Below are 15,165 nucleotides of genomic sequence, written 5' to 3'. Positions count from 1 at the left end.
AACGCCACGGGTGCCTCCCGGGCCGGGAGGCACCCGTGATGTTCCAGCGACCGCTACTCGGTTTCGCGGACCGGGCTCTGCGGGACCACCATCACCGGCCGGTGGGCGCGGTGCAGCGTGGCCATGGCGACGCTGCCGAGCAGGATCTTGCGGACCGCCGTGCGGCCACGAGAGCCGACCACGACCACGCTCGCCTTGCGCTCGGTGGCGACGACGGAGAGCGCGTCGGCCACCGCGCGGCCCGGGGCGCCGCCTCCGGCGCGGACGCGCACCGTGGTCACCGGCTGCCCGTCGACAGTCTCCGGCGCATCCCCCTCGTCGCCGTCGACGGCGACCAGGACGACCTCACGCTCCGGGAAGAGGCGACGGGCGGCGGCGAGCGCGGCCTCGGATCCGGCCGAGGCGTCCCAGCCGACCACCACCGGCCCGGCGGCGAGCGCGTCGTACTCGTCGGTCAGCAGCGGGTGCGGCACGACCAGTACGGGACGCGGGCTGTAGTGCACGGCCATGTCGGAGACGCTGCCGAGCACCGCGCGGGCGCCGCCGAGGCCCCGCGAGCCGAGCAGCAGCACGTCGGCCTGCTTCTCGTCGGCAAGCTCGGCGAGCCGGAGCCCTTCGCCGCCGTAGCTGCGGCACACGAGCGGCTCGGCGTCCCAGCCGGCGGCCCGGCCCAGCATCACGCCGACCGCCGTCATCCGGTCGGCCTCCCGGCCGCCCTCGCGCTCGATCGCCTCCACGAACACGTTGATGTCGCGGGTGCCGGTCCAGAGCCGCTTGCGCAGTTCCTCGCTGGCGAACGGAGGCGTCCACAGATGCCCGATCCACGCGTGCGCGCCGGGGAACAGCAACGCGCCCACCTCGATGGCGGCGCTAGCGGCCGGAGACCCGTCGTAACCCACCACCACTTGCCTGCCGTGCTCGTCGCTCACCGCACCCAACCTCTCTCACCGACGACATCTCACAAGATCGTATCCGGGCCCGGACCGGATCCGAGCCGGATCATCCGCCACGGAATCATCGGTACGCTGGGCGGATGAGCACCCCGGACCTGTCGTACCTCCTCGACCACACCAGCCACGTGTTGCGTACCCGGGTGGCGGCGGCGCTCGCCGAGATCGGGCTGACCGCACGGATGCACTGCGTGCTCGCGCACGCGCTGCCCGAGGAGCGTACGCAGATCCAGCTCGCCGAGATGGGCGACATGGACAAGACGACGATGGTGGTGACGGTGGACGCGCTGGAGCAGGCCGGGCTGGCCGAGCGGCGTCCGTCGCGTACGGACCGGCGGGCGCGGATCATCGCGGTCACCGAGGAGGGCGCCCGGGTGGCCGCGCGCAGCCAGGAGATCGTCGACCGGGTGCACGCCGAGGCGCTGGCGAGCCTGCCCGACGACGAGCGGAAGGTCTTCCTACGCGCGCTGGAACGCCTGACCGCAGGCCACCTGGCCACGCCTGTGCAGAGCCCGAAGCCGGCCCGCCGGGCCCGCCAATAGTCCCTCAATAGATTGTCTGTAACGGAACTATCCGCTACGGTCTCTCCTGTCGCACCTCTCGACAGGAGGACTCCATGTCCGCTCCCCGCTCCCGGCGGCTCGCCCTCGGCGTGCTCGCCACCGGCGCCCTGATGACCATCCTCGACGGCAGCATCGTCACCGTGGCGATGCCGGCCATCCAGCGCGACCTGCGCTTCTCCCCGGCCGGCCTGAGCTGGGTCGTCAACGCGTACCTGATCGCGTTCGGCAGCCTGCTCCTGCTCGCCGGGCGGCTCGGCGACCTGATCGGGCGCCGGACGATGTTCCTCGGCGGCACCGCGCTGTTCACCGCCGCCTCCGTGCTGGCCGGGGTGGCGGCGAACAGCGCCACGCTCGTCGCGGCCCGCTTCCTCCAGGGCGTCGGCAGCGCGGCGGCCACGGCGGTCAGCCTCGGCATCCTGGTCACGCTCTTCCCCGACGCCGCCGGGCGGGCGCGGGCGTTCGCCGTGTTCGCGTTCACCGGCGCCGCCGGCGCGGCGATCGGCCAGGTCGCCGGCGGCCTGCTCACCGACGCGCTGGGCTGGCACTGGATCTTCCTGATCAACCTGCCGATCGGCCTGGCCACGATCGCGCTCGCGGTCCGTACGCTGCCCGCCGACCGGGGCCTGGGCCTGGCCGCCGGAGCCGACGTGGCGGGCGCGCTGCTGGTCACCGCCGGGCTCGTGCTGGGCATCTACACGGTGGTCACGATCGAGCGGTACGGCGCGACGTCGGCGCACACGCTCGGCCTGGGCGCGCTCGCCGCCGCGCTGGTCGCCGGGTTCGTGCTCCGGCAGGCCACCGCGCGCCGCCCGCTCATGCCGCTGCGGCTGCTGCGCTCGCGCGGCGTCGCCGTGGCGAACGTGGTGCAGATCCTCACCGTGGCCGCGACGTTCGCGTTCCAGGTTCTCGTCACGCTCTACCTCCAGCAGGTGCTCGGCTACGACGCCACCCGCACCGGGCTGGCGCTGCTCCCGGCGGCTGTCGTCATCGGCGCGGTGTCGCTCGGTGTCTCGGCCCGGCTCAACGCCCGCTTCGGCGAGCGGGCCGTGCTGATCGCCGGGCTCGTGCTGCTCGCCGCCATGTTCGCGTTGCTGGCCCGGGTACCGGTGGACGGCCGCTACCTGCCCGACGTGCTCCCGGTGATGCTGCTCGCCGGCGGGTTCGGGCTGGTGCTGCCGGCGCTCACCGCGCTCGGCATGTCCGCCGCCCGCGCCGAGGACGCCGGTCTCGCCTCCGGGCTGTTCAACACCACCCAGCAGCTCGGCATGGCGTTCGGCGTCGCGGTGCTGTCCACGCTGGCCGCAGCCCGTACCGCCGACCGGGTCGCGCTCGGCGACGACAGAGCAACGGCCCTGACCAGCGGCTTCCACGCGGCGTTCGCGGTCGGCGCGGGGCTCGTGGTGGTCGCCGTCGTGCTCGCGTACGCGCTGCTGCGCCCCCGCATGGCCGAGCGGGCCGAGGCTCCGGCGCTCGTGGGGTGAGTCAGCCGGGGGCGCGCGCCGGATGGGTGAGGAACGGCAGCACCGCCGCCGGCAACGCCGGTGAGGCCACCACGTCGTAGTGGGTGAGCCCCGGCAGCACCGCGAGCCGGGACGCGGGACGGTCGGCGCCGTCGCCGCCCGCGTCCCGGTGGCCGCCCCCGAGCAGGCCGAAGAACTCCGCCGCGTGACCGACCGGGATCGCGTCCGCGTCGGCGAAGACCAGCAGCACCGGCATCGGCAGCGCGGCCACCTCGGCGGACCAGTCGTAGTCGCGCCGCAGCAGGTCCCCGCTGCGGGCCCAGAGCAGGGGCCAGTCCTGCGGGCGGGGCGCGACCCGCGCGTACCGCTCGTAGGGCGGGGTGCCGCGCATGCGTTCGGCGGCGCGCTCGTCGTGGGCGGACATCGCGGCCAGCGTCTCCGGGTACCAGCCCTGCCGCCGGAACGGCGTGGAGACGAGCACCAGGCGGCGGACCAGCGTGGGGTGCTGGATCGCGGTACGCAGGGCCACCCCGCCGCCGAGCGAGTAGCCGAGCACGTCGGCCCGTGGCAGGCCGAGGTGACGCAGCAGCCCGGCGACGTCGTCGGCCATCGACTCGTACCGCAGCGGCCGGTCCAGACCGCCGGTGCGGCCGTGGCCCCGCAGGTCGACGGAGATCAGCCGGCGGCGCGCGGCGAGCGCCTGCCGTACCGGCGCGAACGTCTCCGTCGAGCCGTATCCGCCGTGCAGCAGGACCAGCGGCTTGCCGGTGCCGTGTTCCTCGTACCAGATCCGCAGCCCGCCGACGTCCGCATAGGTCACCCGCCGATCGTCGCGCCCCCGGCGCCGCGGCGGGCGCGTTTACCGCCGCGGCGGTCTCAGCGGGACGCGCGGGGGCGGGCGCGCAGGTGGGCGCGTTCGCCCTGGCTGCCGAAGAGGCTGAGGAACTCCACCCCCTCGCTGTCGGCGCGGCCGAACCAGTGCGGTACGCGGGTGTCGAACTCGGCCGCCTCACCGGGTTCGAGCACCAGGTCGTGCTCGCCGAGCACGAGCCGCAGCCGCCCGTTGAGCACGTAGACCCACTCGTACCCCTCGTGGGTCTTCGGCTCGGGCTCGGACCGCCCGCCGGCCGGAATGATCAGCTTGTACGCCTGGATGCCGCCCGCCCGGCGGGTGAGCGGAAGCATGGTCATCCCGTACGCGGCGACCGGCCGCAGGTGGACGCGCGGGTCGCCGGTGGGTGGGGCGCCGACCAGTTCGTCGAGCGTGACGCCGTGCGCGCGGGCCAGCGGAAGCAGCAGTTCCAGCGTGGGCTTGCGACCGCCGGACTCCAGCCGGGACAGCGTGCTCACCGAGATGCCGGTGGCGGCGGAGAGGTCGGTGAGGGTGGTCTCCCGCTCGCGGCGGAGCGCGCGCAGCCGGGGGCCGACCGCGTCGAGGGCCTGGTCGAGATCGTCGTCCATGCCGCCAGTTTGCCACATCGGCAACAGAGTTTGCAGTTCTGCCGGGTCCGGCCGCAGTCTGGTCGCGGAGGTGGTCACGATGACCGAGAACTACGAGGTACTGGTGATCGGCGGCGGCGCGGCCGGGCTCAACGGCGGGCTGATGCTGGCCCGGGCACGCCGCTCGGTGCTGGTGGTGGACGGGGGCGAGCCCCGCAACGCGCCCGCCGACGGTGTGCACGCGCTGCTGGGGCACGACGGCGTGCCGCCGGCCGAGCTGCTGGCGCGCGGCCGGGACGAGGTGCGCCGCTACGGCGGGCACCTGACCGAGGGCCGGGTCGAGACGGTGGACCGCGACGGCGACGGGTTCGCGGTGGCGCTCGCGGACGGCCGCCGGGTGCGCGCCGGGCACGTGCTGGTCGCCACCGGCCTGGTCGACGAGCTGCCGGATGTGCCCGGCCTGCGCGAGCGCTGGGGGCGGGACGTGGTGCACTGCCCGTACTGCCACGGCTGGGAGGTGCGCGAGCGGCCGATCGGGGTGATCGGCAGCGGCCCGATGTCGGTTCACCAGACGCTGCTGTTCCGGCAGTGGAGCGACGATGTGGTCTACCTGCGGCACACGGCGCCACCGCTCACCGACGAGCAGGCCGAGCAGCTCGCCGCGCGCGGCGTGCCGGTGGTCGAGGGCGAGATCGCGGCCGTCGAGACCGCTGGGAACCGGCTGACCGGGGTACGCCTGCGCGACGGCCGCACCGTCGACCGCGAGGTGCTCACAGTCGCGCCCCGGATGGTGGCGCGCGCCGGGTTCCTGGCCGGGCTGGGCCTGCGTCCGCAACCGCACCCCAGCGGGATGGGCGAGTACCTGCCGGCCGACGAGTCGGGGCGTACCGATGTGCCTGGGGTGTGGGTTGCGGGCAACGTGACGAACCTGTCGGCGCAGGTCGGCGCCGCCGCGGCGGCGGGCGCCTGGACCGCGGCGATGATCAACGCGGACCTGGTGCAGGCGGAGACCCGGCGGGCGGTCGAGGCGCACCGTGGCGCGCGGGCGGGTGGGTGACCACGAATCACCCCTAACCTGACAATTCTTCCCCTAGGTTGAGTCGGAGAGGGCAGTCGGAACCTGGGGGGCGATGTGAAGGGCTATCCGGCGATCGAGGATCACGGACTCATCGGCGACCTCCAGACCGCCGCGCTGGTGACCTGTGACGGCACGATCGACTGGTTCTGCGCTCCGCGCTTCGACTCGCCGAGCATCTTCGCCGCGCTGCTGGACAAGGACAAGGGCGGCTTCTTCCAGATCGCCCCGCACGAGGTCCGGTACGTCACCAAGCAGCTCTACCTGCCCGGCACACCGATCCTGATCACCCGGTTCATCAGCGTGGACGGCGTCGCCGAGGTGATGGACTTCATGCCGGTCACCGGCGAACGGGTCACCGACTCGCACCGCATCGTGCGCATGGTCACCATGGTGCGCGGCAGCATGCGCTTCCGGGTGGAGTGCCGGCCCCGGTTCGACTACGCACGCGAGCGCCACGACCTGGAGCGGCACCGCAACGGCTACCTGTTCCGCAGCCCGTCGGCGACGCTCACCTTCAACCCGATCGACCCCGTGCGGCAGCTCTGGGCCCAGACCGGCGAGATCCGCATGGAGGGCGGCGACCTGATCGCCTACGGCACCCTGAAGGAGGGCGACACCGGCGGGGTGATCCTGGAGACCGGCAGTGAGGAACCCCGGATCATCCCGCCGGAAGAGGTCCAGGGCATGTTCGAGTGGACCCGGGACTACTGGCGGCGCTGGGTCGAACGCTCCCGCTACACCGGGCGCTGGCGGGAGATGGTCGAGCGCTCCGCCATCACGCTCAAGCTCATGACGTACGCGCCGACCGGCGCGATGATCGCCGCACCGACCGCCGCGCTGCCCGAGCTGGTCGGCGGCTCCCGCAACTGGGACTACCGCTACACCTGGGTACGCGACACCTCGTTCTCGGTGCACGCGCTGCTCGGTCTCGGGTTCACCGAGGAGGTCAGCCGGTACATGGACTGGCTGGACGAGCGCATCCGCGAAGCAGGCGACCACCAGGACCCACTGAAGATCATGTACCGGGTGGACGGGTCCTCGGACCTGCACGAGGAGGTGCTCGACCACCTGGAGGGATACCGGGGCTCCCGCCCGGTTCGGATCGGCAACGGCGCGGCCGACCAGCTCCAGCTCGACATCCACGGCGAGGCGCTCTACGCCATGCACCTCGCCGACGAGCAGGGCATCCGGGTGTCGCACCAGGTGTGGAAGAGCACCGTGCGCCTGGTCGACTGGCTCTGCCACAACTGGGACAAGCGCGACGCCGGCATCTGGGAGAGCCGGCACCACCCCCGCAACTACACGTTCGGCCGGGTGATGTCCTGGGTGGCGCTGGACCGGGCCATCCGGCTGGCCACCCGGACCGGCCGGCCCGGAGACATGAGCTGCTGGATCGAGCAACGCAACCGGATCTACAACCAGGTCATGGCCCGCGGTTTCCACCGGGAACGCGGCAGCTTCGTGCAGGCGTACGACGAGAACGTGCTCGACGCCGCCCTGCTCTACATGCCGGCGGTCGGCTTCGTCACGCCCAGCGACCCGCTGTGGCTGTCCACCCTGGAGTCGATCGAGCGGGATCTGGTCTCGGACAGCCTGGTCCACCGGTACGACCCGCTGCACTCCCCCGACGGGCTGCCCGGCCACGAGGGCACGTTCAACATGTGCACGTTCTGGTACGTCGAGGCGCTGGCCCGCTCCGGCCGGCTGGACGACGCCCGGCTCACCCTGGAGAAGATGTTCACCTTCAGCAACCACCTCGGCCTCTACGCCGAGGAGATCGCCTCCACCGGTGAGCAGATCGGCAACTACCCGCAGGCGTTCAGCCACCTCGCGCTGATCAACTCGGCGCTGGCGGTGAACGACCTGCTCGACGCCGAGGCCGACGCCCGCCTCCGCCGGTAACTCCGGTGATCTCCGGCCCGGCCCCGGGTAGCCTTGACCGCATGAGGTTCCACGCCGCCGTCATGAAGCCCTGGTCCCTCCGCTGACGGCGGCAGGGTGACCGGCTTCTTCTGACGTACCAGCTCTGCTCCGCCGTCCTGGCGTTCCCGCCGGGCGGTGTCCTCGCGCTGCCCGGCTCCACGACGAGCCGAGAGCGGACTGTGAACAACCTCGACCACGTACCTTCATCCCCATCCACCTCAGGCGGTTCGCTGCCCGCCGGGCACCGGGCGCACGTCCGGGCCGACGGCGTTCGCGTCGTACGCGGCGGCCGGGTCGTGCTGTCCGACGTCGGCGTGACCGTCTCCGCCGGATCCCGCCTGGCGATCGTCGGCGAGAACGGCCGCGGCAAGACCACCCTGCTCCACGTGCTGGCCGGCATCCTCGTGCCCGACCAGGGCACCGTGGAACGGCTGGGCACGATCGGCGTCGCCCGGCAGAACCTGGAGGCGCGCAACGGCGAGACGGTGGGCACGCTCGTCCACGGGGCGATCCGTGAGTCCGAACGCGCACTGCGGGCGCTGGACGACGCCGCCGACGCGCTGGCCGAGGGCCGGGCGGGCGCGGACGACGCGTACGCCACAGCGCTCGACGCGGCGACCCGGCTGGACGCCTGGGACGCGCAGCGTCGCGTCGACGTGGCGCTGGCCGGTCTCGACGCCTGCCCGGACCGGGACCGCCCGCTGGCGACGCTGTCGGTCGGCCAGCGCTACCGGGTCCGGCTGGCGTGCCTGCTCGGGGCCCGGGTCGACCTGCTGATGCTGGACGAGCCGACCAACCACCTCGACGCGGCCAGCCTGGCCTTCCTCACCGCGCGGCTGCGTGAGCACCCGGGCGGCGTGGTGCTGGTGACCCACGACCGCGCGCTGCTGCGGGACGTGGCCACGGAGTTCCTCGACCTCGACCCCAGCGCCGACGGCCGCCCGCGCCGCTACGCCGGGGACTACGCCGCCTGGCAGGACGGGCGCAGCCGCGACTTCGCGCACTGGGTACGCGACCACGAGGCGCAGCAGGCCGAGCAGCAGCGCCTTGCCGACGCGGTACGGGAGGCGCAGGGCCGGCTCAGCACCGGCTGGCGTCCGGAGAAGGGCCACGGCAAGCACCAGCGCCAGTCCCGCGCCCCGGGGCTGGTCCAGGCGCTGCGACGCCGGCAGGAGGCGCTCGACGCGCACCGGCTCACCGTCCCGGAGCCACCGCAGCCGCTGCGCTGGCCGCCGCTGGACACCCGGGCCGGACTGCCGATCCTGCGGTGCCACGACGTGACGGTGACCGGGCGCCTGCGTACCCCTGTCACGCTCACGCTCGACGGCGGGGACCGCCTGCTGGTGACCGGGCCCAACGGCGCGGGCAAGTCGACGTTGCTCTCCGTGCTGGCCGGCGACCTCGCGCCGTCGACCGGCGAGGTCCGTCACCCGTCCGGCGCGCGCGTGGCGTACCTCGGTCAGGAGGTGCCCGACTGGCCGTCCGGGATGCTCGCCCACGACCTGTACGAGCAGCACGTGGGCCGGTTGCGCTCCACCGGGCGCCTCGGCTCCGGCACGCCCCTGCCGCTGGGCGCGACGAACCTGCTCGACGCCGAGGCCCGGCGTACCCCGGTCGGCCGGATGTCGCACGGACAGCAACGGCGGCTGAACCTGGCGCTGCGCCTGGCCGAGCGTCCCGACCTGCTGATCCTCGACGAACCCACGAACCACCTGTCCGCGCCGCTCGTCGACGACCTCACCGCCGCCCTGCTGACGACCAGGGCCGCGGTGGTCGTCGCCACCCACGACCGGCAGATGCTCCAGGACCTGGCGGCCTGGCCCACGCTGCCCCTCACCGCCGGCGACGCCGGGCCGTCCGGTCACACAGGGTCATGCCTGCCTGAAGGTTGATGACTTCGAGCGATATGACTGAGAGGCATATTTATGCCTCTCAGTCATATCGCTCGTACGGACGGGCCTCCCGGGTCCACCCGACGAAGCGGCGGTGCAGTGCACCGGCCGGCGCCCACGGCATGTCCTCCGAGGCCTGCACGAGGTAGGCGCCGAGGTACAGGGCCAGCGACACCGGCGCGCCGGCGTACTCCGCCCGCAGCTCCCGCCTCCGCGTCGGGCACGGCCAGGGCAGGTCGCAGCCGCCGCAGGTCCAGACCGGCATGACCGGGCCGTGGGTGGTCACCGCGCGTCCTCCAGGAACCGCGCGGTAACCGCCCGCGCCTGCCGGCTGGTCGCCCATTCCACCTGCCAGCAGGGGTACGGGGTGAGCCGCGCCCACCACGCCCGGCACCCGGCACACATGCCGTCGAGTCCCCGGACGTGAACCGCGAGGATCGTCTCCTCCGGCTCGCCGATCACTCGTCACTCCCCTGCGGCCAGTGACCACGGTTGATCGGAATCCGGTGCCGCGAATGACAGGGCAGGTCGGCGCCGCACCGGCAGACCCGTCTCCACCGCCGCCAGCACCAGACCGGCCGATGCCGCCGGGCGAACGTCAACGCGGCGGCGGACAGGTACGCGTCGTACGAGGCGCGGCGCTCCCGCGAGGGGTCGCCGTCCGGGGACCGTTGCCCGCCTCGCGCCTGGTCCAGCAAACGGCGCCGGGCGATCTCCTGCTCCCGGGCCTGGAGGCGCTCGCCGAAGCCGGACACCGCCGACGACGGAAGGTACCGACCGACGCCCTCGCCACGAGCCGCCTCAGCAGCGGCGAGAGGTCGCCTCTCTGTCGCCCCTCGGTCCACCGCGTGGATCAGATCGCTCCGGCTCATCGACGGTTCGTCGCCAGTGCTCGGCATCTCCACCTCCGCCAGGGAAAACGCGGCATCCCTCTCAGCCGCCGCCTGTCCACAGTGACGTGCAGCTGTCACCGATCGCGACGGCACAAGAGCCGACAATCCGACCACACAGGTGGCGACATTTAGGCGACATCGCATTATCGTGGCGGGCATGACCGCCCCCAACACGGTTCTGCGCGGCGTCCGTACCGGAATGCGCATGAGCCAGGACGACTTCGCCCGCGCGCTCCAAGCCGCCGGCCACCGCGTCGGCGAGCCCAACGACGCCAACAAGCGACTCGTCCAGCGATGGGAGTCAGGCGTGATCGCCGCACCGCGCCCCGTCTACGCTCGCGCGCTGGAGGTCGTGACCGGCCTGCCCATCTCACTGCTCGGCTTCGCCGCAGTGCCCGGCGGGCACGTCGCCGACGACCAACACGGTGGCCACGACCTGACCTCACCCGTATCGGGCCTGGCCACGCCGACGCCGACGGCCAAGCCGGCCACGGCCCACAGGTCGTACGAGGGCGTATGGCTCAGCCGCTACCAGTACTACTCCAGCGGCCGGGAGGAGTCCTTCGCCGGACAGCACTTCGTCGTCCTGCTGCAGCACGGCGACAGGTTGACCGCGCGAAGCTTGCCCGGATCGGCGTCCTCGTCCCTGTCGCTGGACCTCACCGTGGACGGCGCCGTCATCACCGGCACCTGGGTGGAACAGACCGACCCGGCCGGTTACTACCGGGGCGCCCGCTATCACGGGGCGATTCAGCTCCTGGCCGAGCCGACGGGCCGACGGATGGCCGGGAAGTGGGTCGGATTCGGCAAGGACATGGACGTGAACACCGGCCCGTGGGAGCTCGTCTTCCGCGACGCGTCGACCTCCAAGGCGACGCTGGACCGGTACAACACGCCAGCGACGTAGAGATGCCGCACCATCGCCTCGACTGGCGGACATGAACGGAATGCGGCACGGCAGGGTGTTCGCATCCAGGCGAGGCGCACATCGTGCTCGCGACGAGCACGTGCGCTCGGTGCCCGGAAGGCCAAGCAGATCGCGATGTTCGGCAACGGCACGCTGCATGGCAGCGGCGGACATCGTTGCGGGAGACGGTGACGCCGAGGACCTGGCGTACGAGATCTACTGGCACGCGGCCTATTCCCAGTTGCCGGAACTGCGACCCGTGGCCGATCGCTTCCTGGAGCTGTACGTCGGATGGGGCCCCGCCTTCGACCAGGACAGAGGAGGCGATTGCGGCCGCTAAGGTGGCGGCCCAGTCGTTCCTGCGCGACCATCCAGCCTGAGCGGCTCCCGCGTGTCTCGTCTACCGCAGCGACCGCGCACGGGCAAACGCCAGACGTGATGAGCCATATGCTGCACCCCGAGTGGAAGCGGGGATTCGTGAGGATCGTTGATCGGGTTCGCGGCGGATCCTTCGTCGCCGGTGTACTGGTGGTACTGGGCCTTGCCGGCTGCGTCACACGAGCCGACTCGCCACCGCCTCCGGCGCCCTCCGTGAATCCCGCGCCGTCGGCATCGCCCACCGAGCAAGAGGCGCTGATGGCGACGATTCGCCAGCTGGTCGAGCGGGCCGACGTCGGCGACGACATCCGGGAGCGCACGATCGAGGTCGGCGAGCCCTATGAACCCTGCGACCTGCTCATTGCCGACCCCGACCGGTCGAACGGGGGCGGGTTGGAGTTCGATCAGGTGTGGGGCGCGGGCCTGGAGGTCAATCCCGTAGGGATCTTCGCCGACGTCCAGCCCCCGACAACCCTTATGAACATCACGGTGATCGGTCTGCGCGATGCCTCGGCGGCCGCTGCGGCCGCGCGTAGGGCGCGCACCGCACGTTGCCCGAGTAAGGAATTCCGACTCAACATCGGGATGGCCACCGCCCGGTGGGGCGCACGCACGATTACCATCGGATCGACGAGCGCGCGGCTGACCACGGCGACGGTGAGCCGGGTGAACCCGGAAAACGCGGAAGGAATGCCGTTCCTGCCGGGCAACGCGCGGCTGATCTTCGCGCACGGCTCGCTGCTCATCAGTGTCGAGGCGCTCACCTTCTGGCCGCCCAAACTGAGCACCGCCACCGACGTCGCCGCAATCGCTCAGGAGAAGGCGACGTCCCTGGCAACGGCGATCGTCAAGACCGTCTCCGCGCCAGGTTAGAACCGAGCCGCCCCGGCGGCGTCGACACACGCCGGCCGGGCGACTGGCATCAGCGACTGTCATCCATGTTCGCTCAAAAGACCGCAACCCCGAACCACAAGGTGCATTCTCAGCCCACGGCAGAGGACGAGATGGACAACCGTACCGACCCGATCGAAATCATCGCCCGGGTATCGGAGAACCAGGGCAAGCAACGGGCCTTAGAGGTCTGGCTCTACAAGGCCCACAAGGAAGGCTGGCCTGTGATAGTGGATTCGTCCTCCGTCGACCAGCCGGGCAACGACTGCGGAGTGGTGGCCATCGAGGGCCTGAAGTACCGCATCCGTCACACGAAGCGAGTCCGGCGACGGGTCGCCATCGTGCCCGCAGGGCAGCATCTGATCGCCGCTGCCGTCGACTCGGCCACGGGCAGGTCCGACGGCATCACCTGGACTTGGGAGTTCGACCACGCCGCGTGGGCCGAGCCGATGATCGACGATCACTAGCGCGGGCGACGCACGAATCGGATGGCCGCCGATGCCCTCCTGCCGGCTCGGCGCGCCACGGCGGGAAACAGGCACGAGGGTGAGCCGGGAGCGATGGAGATTCCGCATGAAGATCCTTTTCTATCCAGCGTCCGGTGAAGTCGACATCTCCGGAACCGCCGGTGAATACCACGCCTTGGCCGCGCTGATCGTGGCCGGAAGCGGAGGCCATGCTGCGGAGCCTGACGCCACGGACGACTTCGGCGGCACCGCACTCTCCGGCCTCCAGGTCTCGACCGCAGCCCACCGCATGGTCCTCATCTCGATAGACGACGCACGCGGTGTTCTCCAGATTTCCGGCGCCTCCGCCCCGCTGGCCGTCCTCGCGTCGAACGTCGAGGCAATGGCGGCCGACCAGGGCGGCGGCCACCTGCACATCGACTACTTCCCGGATCACCCCTACCTAGCCCCGACATCGGTCAGCTTGATCGTCAACAGCCCTCACGGTGGCATGCCGACGCGGTAGCCCCACAGCCTGGGTCAAATAGGAGCATCGGGGATTCTGGTGAGGTGTTCCCCGCTGCCCGGGCCTGACCCGAGTTCGAACCGGCTCCGTGCCTTGAAGTCGACCCGTCGACCCAGCAGGCGGGGCATCGTTCTCGGCGCATCCCGCTGGCCGAGGAGCAGGTGCTGACGATTCCCGGCTGATGCTTGAACCGATCGTTCCTCTGCAGCTCTAGGATCCTCGTCCATGCCCGACAGGATGTGGTCGCTGGCCGATTTCCGCTTCGACGAGGCTATCGAGGCTGCCGAGGTGTACCTCGACAGCGGGACAGAGCTGAAGCGGATGGCCCGGGACGAGGCGATCGCCTTCGCCCACGAACGGGGTGCCAGTCTCGTGGCTTGGCGCCCGCCGTCCGACGAGGCGGTCCCCTCCTGCGTAGTGGCGAAGGTGAGCCTCCCGCTGCGTTGGGAGCGGGCTCCGCTCGATGAGCCGGTGATCGATGAGCGGCTGTGGTTTGAGGCTCCCTGCGGGCGTGACGTCCTGGTCGGTAACGGCCACACGTTCGCCGGGCGAATGGCAGCGTGGTGTCCCCACGAGAACGTGGGTTACAACGTCTCGCGCGCCGAGATGGGGGCGATGTCGGACGAGGCCCGCTACTTCGTCGCGGGTTTCCTGGCCGGCAGCGAGCCCCGATATCCTGCGGGGGTCGACGGCGAGACTGACGAGGCCGATATGGATGCCTGGCGGGCCGCCCTCGCCCGATTCCGACGTACGGGATCGTGGTACGGCCGCTGGGGAACTTGCCAGGTGTGCGGGTGTGTCCTGCTGCCGGACACCGCTGGCGACCGATGCCACCAGCACTTCGTCGCTGGCTGAGCCCTTCTTACGCCCGCCCGTGCTGTAGCGACTCCCAGGGCGGGGACTCAGATCCGGCGACGAGGTTCTCTGCCGCTGACACCACCGTACGGAAGCGGGACGCCCAAGGCTCGCCACAGGTCACGGAGCACCCGTCCGAGCCGCTCGCTGTCGTCCATCGACAGCTCAGCGATGGCCATGCCGGCGGCCTGGTGCTCCCCGACGTTGTAGATCAGGGCGGCAAGCGCCGTCGCTGACGGTCGGTCGAGACGAAGAACCACTTCCTCTTCCTCAGGCATGTCCGACACCCTACGGCTCCAGCAGCATTCGACGCTCGTCCGTCGTCCCACCAGAGGTGTCTCGTGCGGCCAAGGTCCCCACGTGATGTGGAACCATGACCGCATGGACCAGGAGACTGCGCCACAGGGGTGGATGCAGCAGCACATGGCCTCCTGGCTCCGCCTCCCCACCACCTTGCAAAGCGAAGGCTGGGAGGCGCAGATGACGTGTGAGGCAGCTCCGGTGCAGATGGAAGGTCACTTGCCGAGTGGCGAGCGGTTCTACTTCCGTGCCCGTCACAGCGAGGTATCGCTCGGCATCGGAGGCGAAGACCCTTCCGACATCCCTGAGTGGGAAGAGAGCGAATCACACGAGGAAGCAAGCTGGCTACCAGCTACCGACGGGGAGGCCATCATCCGACGACTCGCGCTCCGATATGCGGGGCGGAAGAGTTGAGGTGTGGCCGCATTCGCTTCGCGCGGTGGCACCCTTTCGTTGATGGTGGGCGCGGCAGGTTTCGAACCTGCGACCCCTCGCTTGTAAGTTCTGGGCGCTTCGTCCGGCCCAGTCCGCACGTGTCTCTGACCTCGGGTGGCAGTCCATCATTGAGCCATTTTCATCGTGACGGCGCAGGTCACGGGCGGTGTGGGAGGCCGGTGTCCAGGTAGGACGAGGCTCCCGGTAAGACAGCAATCGACCAAGATC

Annotated in this window: 18 protein-coding genes and 1 pseudogene; 12 read left to right on the top strand and 7 right to left on the bottom strand. The window is 71.3% G+C overall.

Annotated features, from left to right (window positions below):
- Window positions 1–53 precede the first annotated feature (53 nt).
- Window positions 54–929 (bottom strand): universal stress protein, encoded by an 876-nt coding sequence (locus IF06_RS0129190; protein WP_030274869.1) that lies wholly within the window; start codon window positions 927–929, stop codon window positions 54–56.
- Between the two features lie 104 nt (window positions 930–1,033).
- Here IF06_RS0129190 and IF06_RS0129185 point away from each other — a divergent pair, with 104 nt between their 5' ends.
- Window positions 1,034–1,492 (top strand): MarR family winged helix-turn-helix transcriptional regulator, encoded by a 459-nt coding sequence (locus IF06_RS0129185; RefSeq protein WP_013287809.1) that lies wholly within the window; start codon window positions 1,034–1,036, stop codon window positions 1,490–1,492.
- A gap of 74 nt (window positions 1,493–1,566) precedes the next feature.
- Window positions 1,567–2,994, top strand: coding sequence for an MFS transporter (locus tag IF06_RS0129180; RefSeq protein WP_030274867.1), 1,428 nt, complete (start codon window positions 1,567–1,569; stop codon window positions 2,992–2,994).
- Window position 2,995: 1 nt separating this feature from the next.
- Here the strand turns inward: IF06_RS0129180 and IF06_RS0129175 are convergent, their stop codons facing one another.
- Together IF06_RS0129175 and IF06_RS0129170 are read right to left on the bottom strand one after the other, a co-directional pair.
- A complete protein-coding gene (locus tag IF06_RS0129175) occupies window positions 2,996–3,793 on the bottom strand; it encodes an alpha/beta fold hydrolase (RefSeq protein WP_030274865.1) in 798 nt (265 codons plus the stop codon).
- Between the two features lie 56 nt (window positions 3,794–3,849).
- Window positions 3,850–4,434, bottom strand: coding sequence for a helix-turn-helix domain-containing protein (locus IF06_RS0129170; RefSeq protein WP_013287812.1), 585 nt, complete (start codon window positions 4,432–4,434; stop codon window positions 3,850–3,852).
- Window positions 4,435–4,513: 79 nt separating this feature from the next.
- Here IF06_RS0129170 and IF06_RS0129165 point away from each other — a divergent pair, with 79 nt between their 5' ends.
- The 3 genes from IF06_RS0129165 to IF06_RS0129155 all read left to right on the top strand — a co-directional run bounded on the left by IF06_RS0129165 (window position 4,514) and on the right by IF06_RS0129155 (window position 9,306).
- The gene (locus IF06_RS0129165) at window positions 4,514–5,470 is read left to right on the top strand and encodes an NAD(P)/FAD-dependent oxidoreductase (protein WP_030274863.1); all 957 of its coding nucleotides are present in this window, start codon (window positions 4,514–4,516) and stop codon (window positions 5,468–5,470) included.
- A 75-nt stretch (window positions 5,471–5,545) separates the two neighbouring features.
- Entirely contained in the window at window positions 5,546–7,393 is a 1,848-nt protein-coding gene (locus IF06_RS0129160; protein WP_030274861.1) for a glycoside hydrolase family 15 protein, read from the top strand.
- A 200-nt stretch (window positions 7,394–7,593) separates the two neighbouring features.
- Window positions 7,594–9,306, top strand: coding sequence for an ABC-F family ATP-binding cassette domain-containing protein (locus tag IF06_RS0129155; protein WP_232236792.1), 1,713 nt, complete (start codon window positions 7,594–7,596; stop codon window positions 9,304–9,306).
- Between the two features lie 67 nt (window positions 9,307–9,373).
- Here IF06_RS0129155 and IF06_RS0129150 read toward each other — a convergent pair.
- From IF06_RS0129150 to IF06_RS32900, 3 genes and pseudogenes are all read right to left on the bottom strand, one after another.
- Window positions 9,374–9,592, bottom strand: a pseudogene (locus IF06_RS0129150) (hypothetical protein); the annotation flags it as partial.
- Window positions 9,589–9,768: a hypothetical protein gene (locus IF06_RS0129145; protein WP_030274856.1), complete on the bottom strand. Its 180-nt coding sequence runs from the start codon at window positions 9,766–9,768 to the stop codon at window positions 9,589–9,591. The gene IF06_RS0129145 and the pseudogene IF06_RS0129150, both read right to left, overlap by 4 nt.
- A complete protein-coding gene (locus IF06_RS32900; RefSeq protein WP_232236791.1) occupies window positions 9,765–10,061 on the bottom strand; it encodes a hypothetical protein in 297 nt (98 codons plus the stop codon). Before IF06_RS32900 ends, IF06_RS0129145 begins: the two co-directional genes overlap by 4 nt.
- A 286-nt stretch (window positions 10,062–10,347) precedes the next feature.
- On the opposite strand from IF06_RS32900, the gene IF06_RS0129135 reads away from it, so the two are divergent.
- The 6 genes from IF06_RS0129135 (at window position 10,348) to IF06_RS32895 (ending at window position 14,202) form a co-directional block, all read left to right on the top strand.
- Window positions 10,348–11,106 (top strand): helix-turn-helix domain-containing protein, encoded by a 759-nt coding sequence (locus IF06_RS0129135; RefSeq protein ID WP_143025360.1) that lies wholly within the window; start codon window positions 10,348–10,350, stop codon window positions 11,104–11,106.
- 157 nt (window positions 11,107–11,263) lie between these two features.
- Window positions 11,264–11,446 carry a hypothetical protein gene (locus tag IF06_RS34490; protein WP_225319804.1) on the top strand — a complete coding sequence of 61 codons (183 nt, stop codon included), beginning with the start codon at window positions 11,264–11,266 and terminating at the stop codon, window positions 11,444–11,446.
- 98 nt (window positions 11,447–11,544) lie between these two features.
- The gene (locus IF06_RS0129125; protein WP_232236790.1) at window positions 11,545–12,357 is read left to right on the top strand and encodes a hypothetical protein; all 813 of its coding nucleotides are present in this window, start codon (window positions 11,545–11,547) and stop codon (window positions 12,355–12,357) included.
- A gap of 131 nt (window positions 12,358–12,488) precedes the next feature.
- Entirely contained in the window at window positions 12,489–12,842 is a 354-nt protein-coding gene (locus IF06_RS0129120; RefSeq protein ID WP_225319892.1) for a hypothetical protein, read from the top strand.
- Between the two features lie 106 nt (window positions 12,843–12,948).
- The gene (locus IF06_RS0129115; protein ID WP_030274849.1) at window positions 12,949–13,347 is read left to right on the top strand and encodes an Imm32 family immunity protein; all 399 of its coding nucleotides are present in this window, start codon (window positions 12,949–12,951) and stop codon (window positions 13,345–13,347) included.
- A gap of 225 nt (window positions 13,348–13,572) precedes the next feature.
- Window positions 13,573–14,202, top strand: a complete 630-nt coding sequence (locus IF06_RS32895) for a hypothetical protein (protein ID WP_030274848.1) — start codon at window positions 13,573–13,575, stop codon at window positions 14,200–14,202.
- A 47-nt stretch (window positions 14,203–14,249) separates the two neighbouring features.
- Here IF06_RS32895 and IF06_RS0129105 read toward each other — a convergent pair whose 3' ends face one another.
- Window positions 14,250–14,480: a hypothetical protein gene (locus IF06_RS0129105; RefSeq protein ID WP_225319893.1), complete on the bottom strand. Its 231-nt coding sequence runs from the start codon at window positions 14,478–14,480 to the stop codon at window positions 14,250–14,252.
- Window positions 14,481–14,583: 103 nt separating this feature from the next.
- Here IF06_RS0129105 and IF06_RS0129100 point away from each other — a divergent pair, with 103 nt between their 5' ends.
- A complete protein-coding gene (locus tag IF06_RS0129100) occupies window positions 14,584–14,916 on the top strand; it encodes a hypothetical protein (RefSeq protein ID WP_225319894.1) in 333 nt (110 codons plus the stop codon).
- Window positions 14,917–15,165: the final 249 nt, after the last annotated feature.

This window comes from Micromonospora globosa (genome assembly GCF_000717585.1).
In the GTDB taxonomy this organism is placed as follows: domain Bacteria; phylum Actinomycetota; class Actinomycetes; order Mycobacteriales; family Micromonosporaceae; genus Micromonospora; species Micromonospora aurantiaca.
Note: the sequence above shows the minus strand (reverse complement) of the source record. Positions and strands in the feature narration are given on the sequence as shown.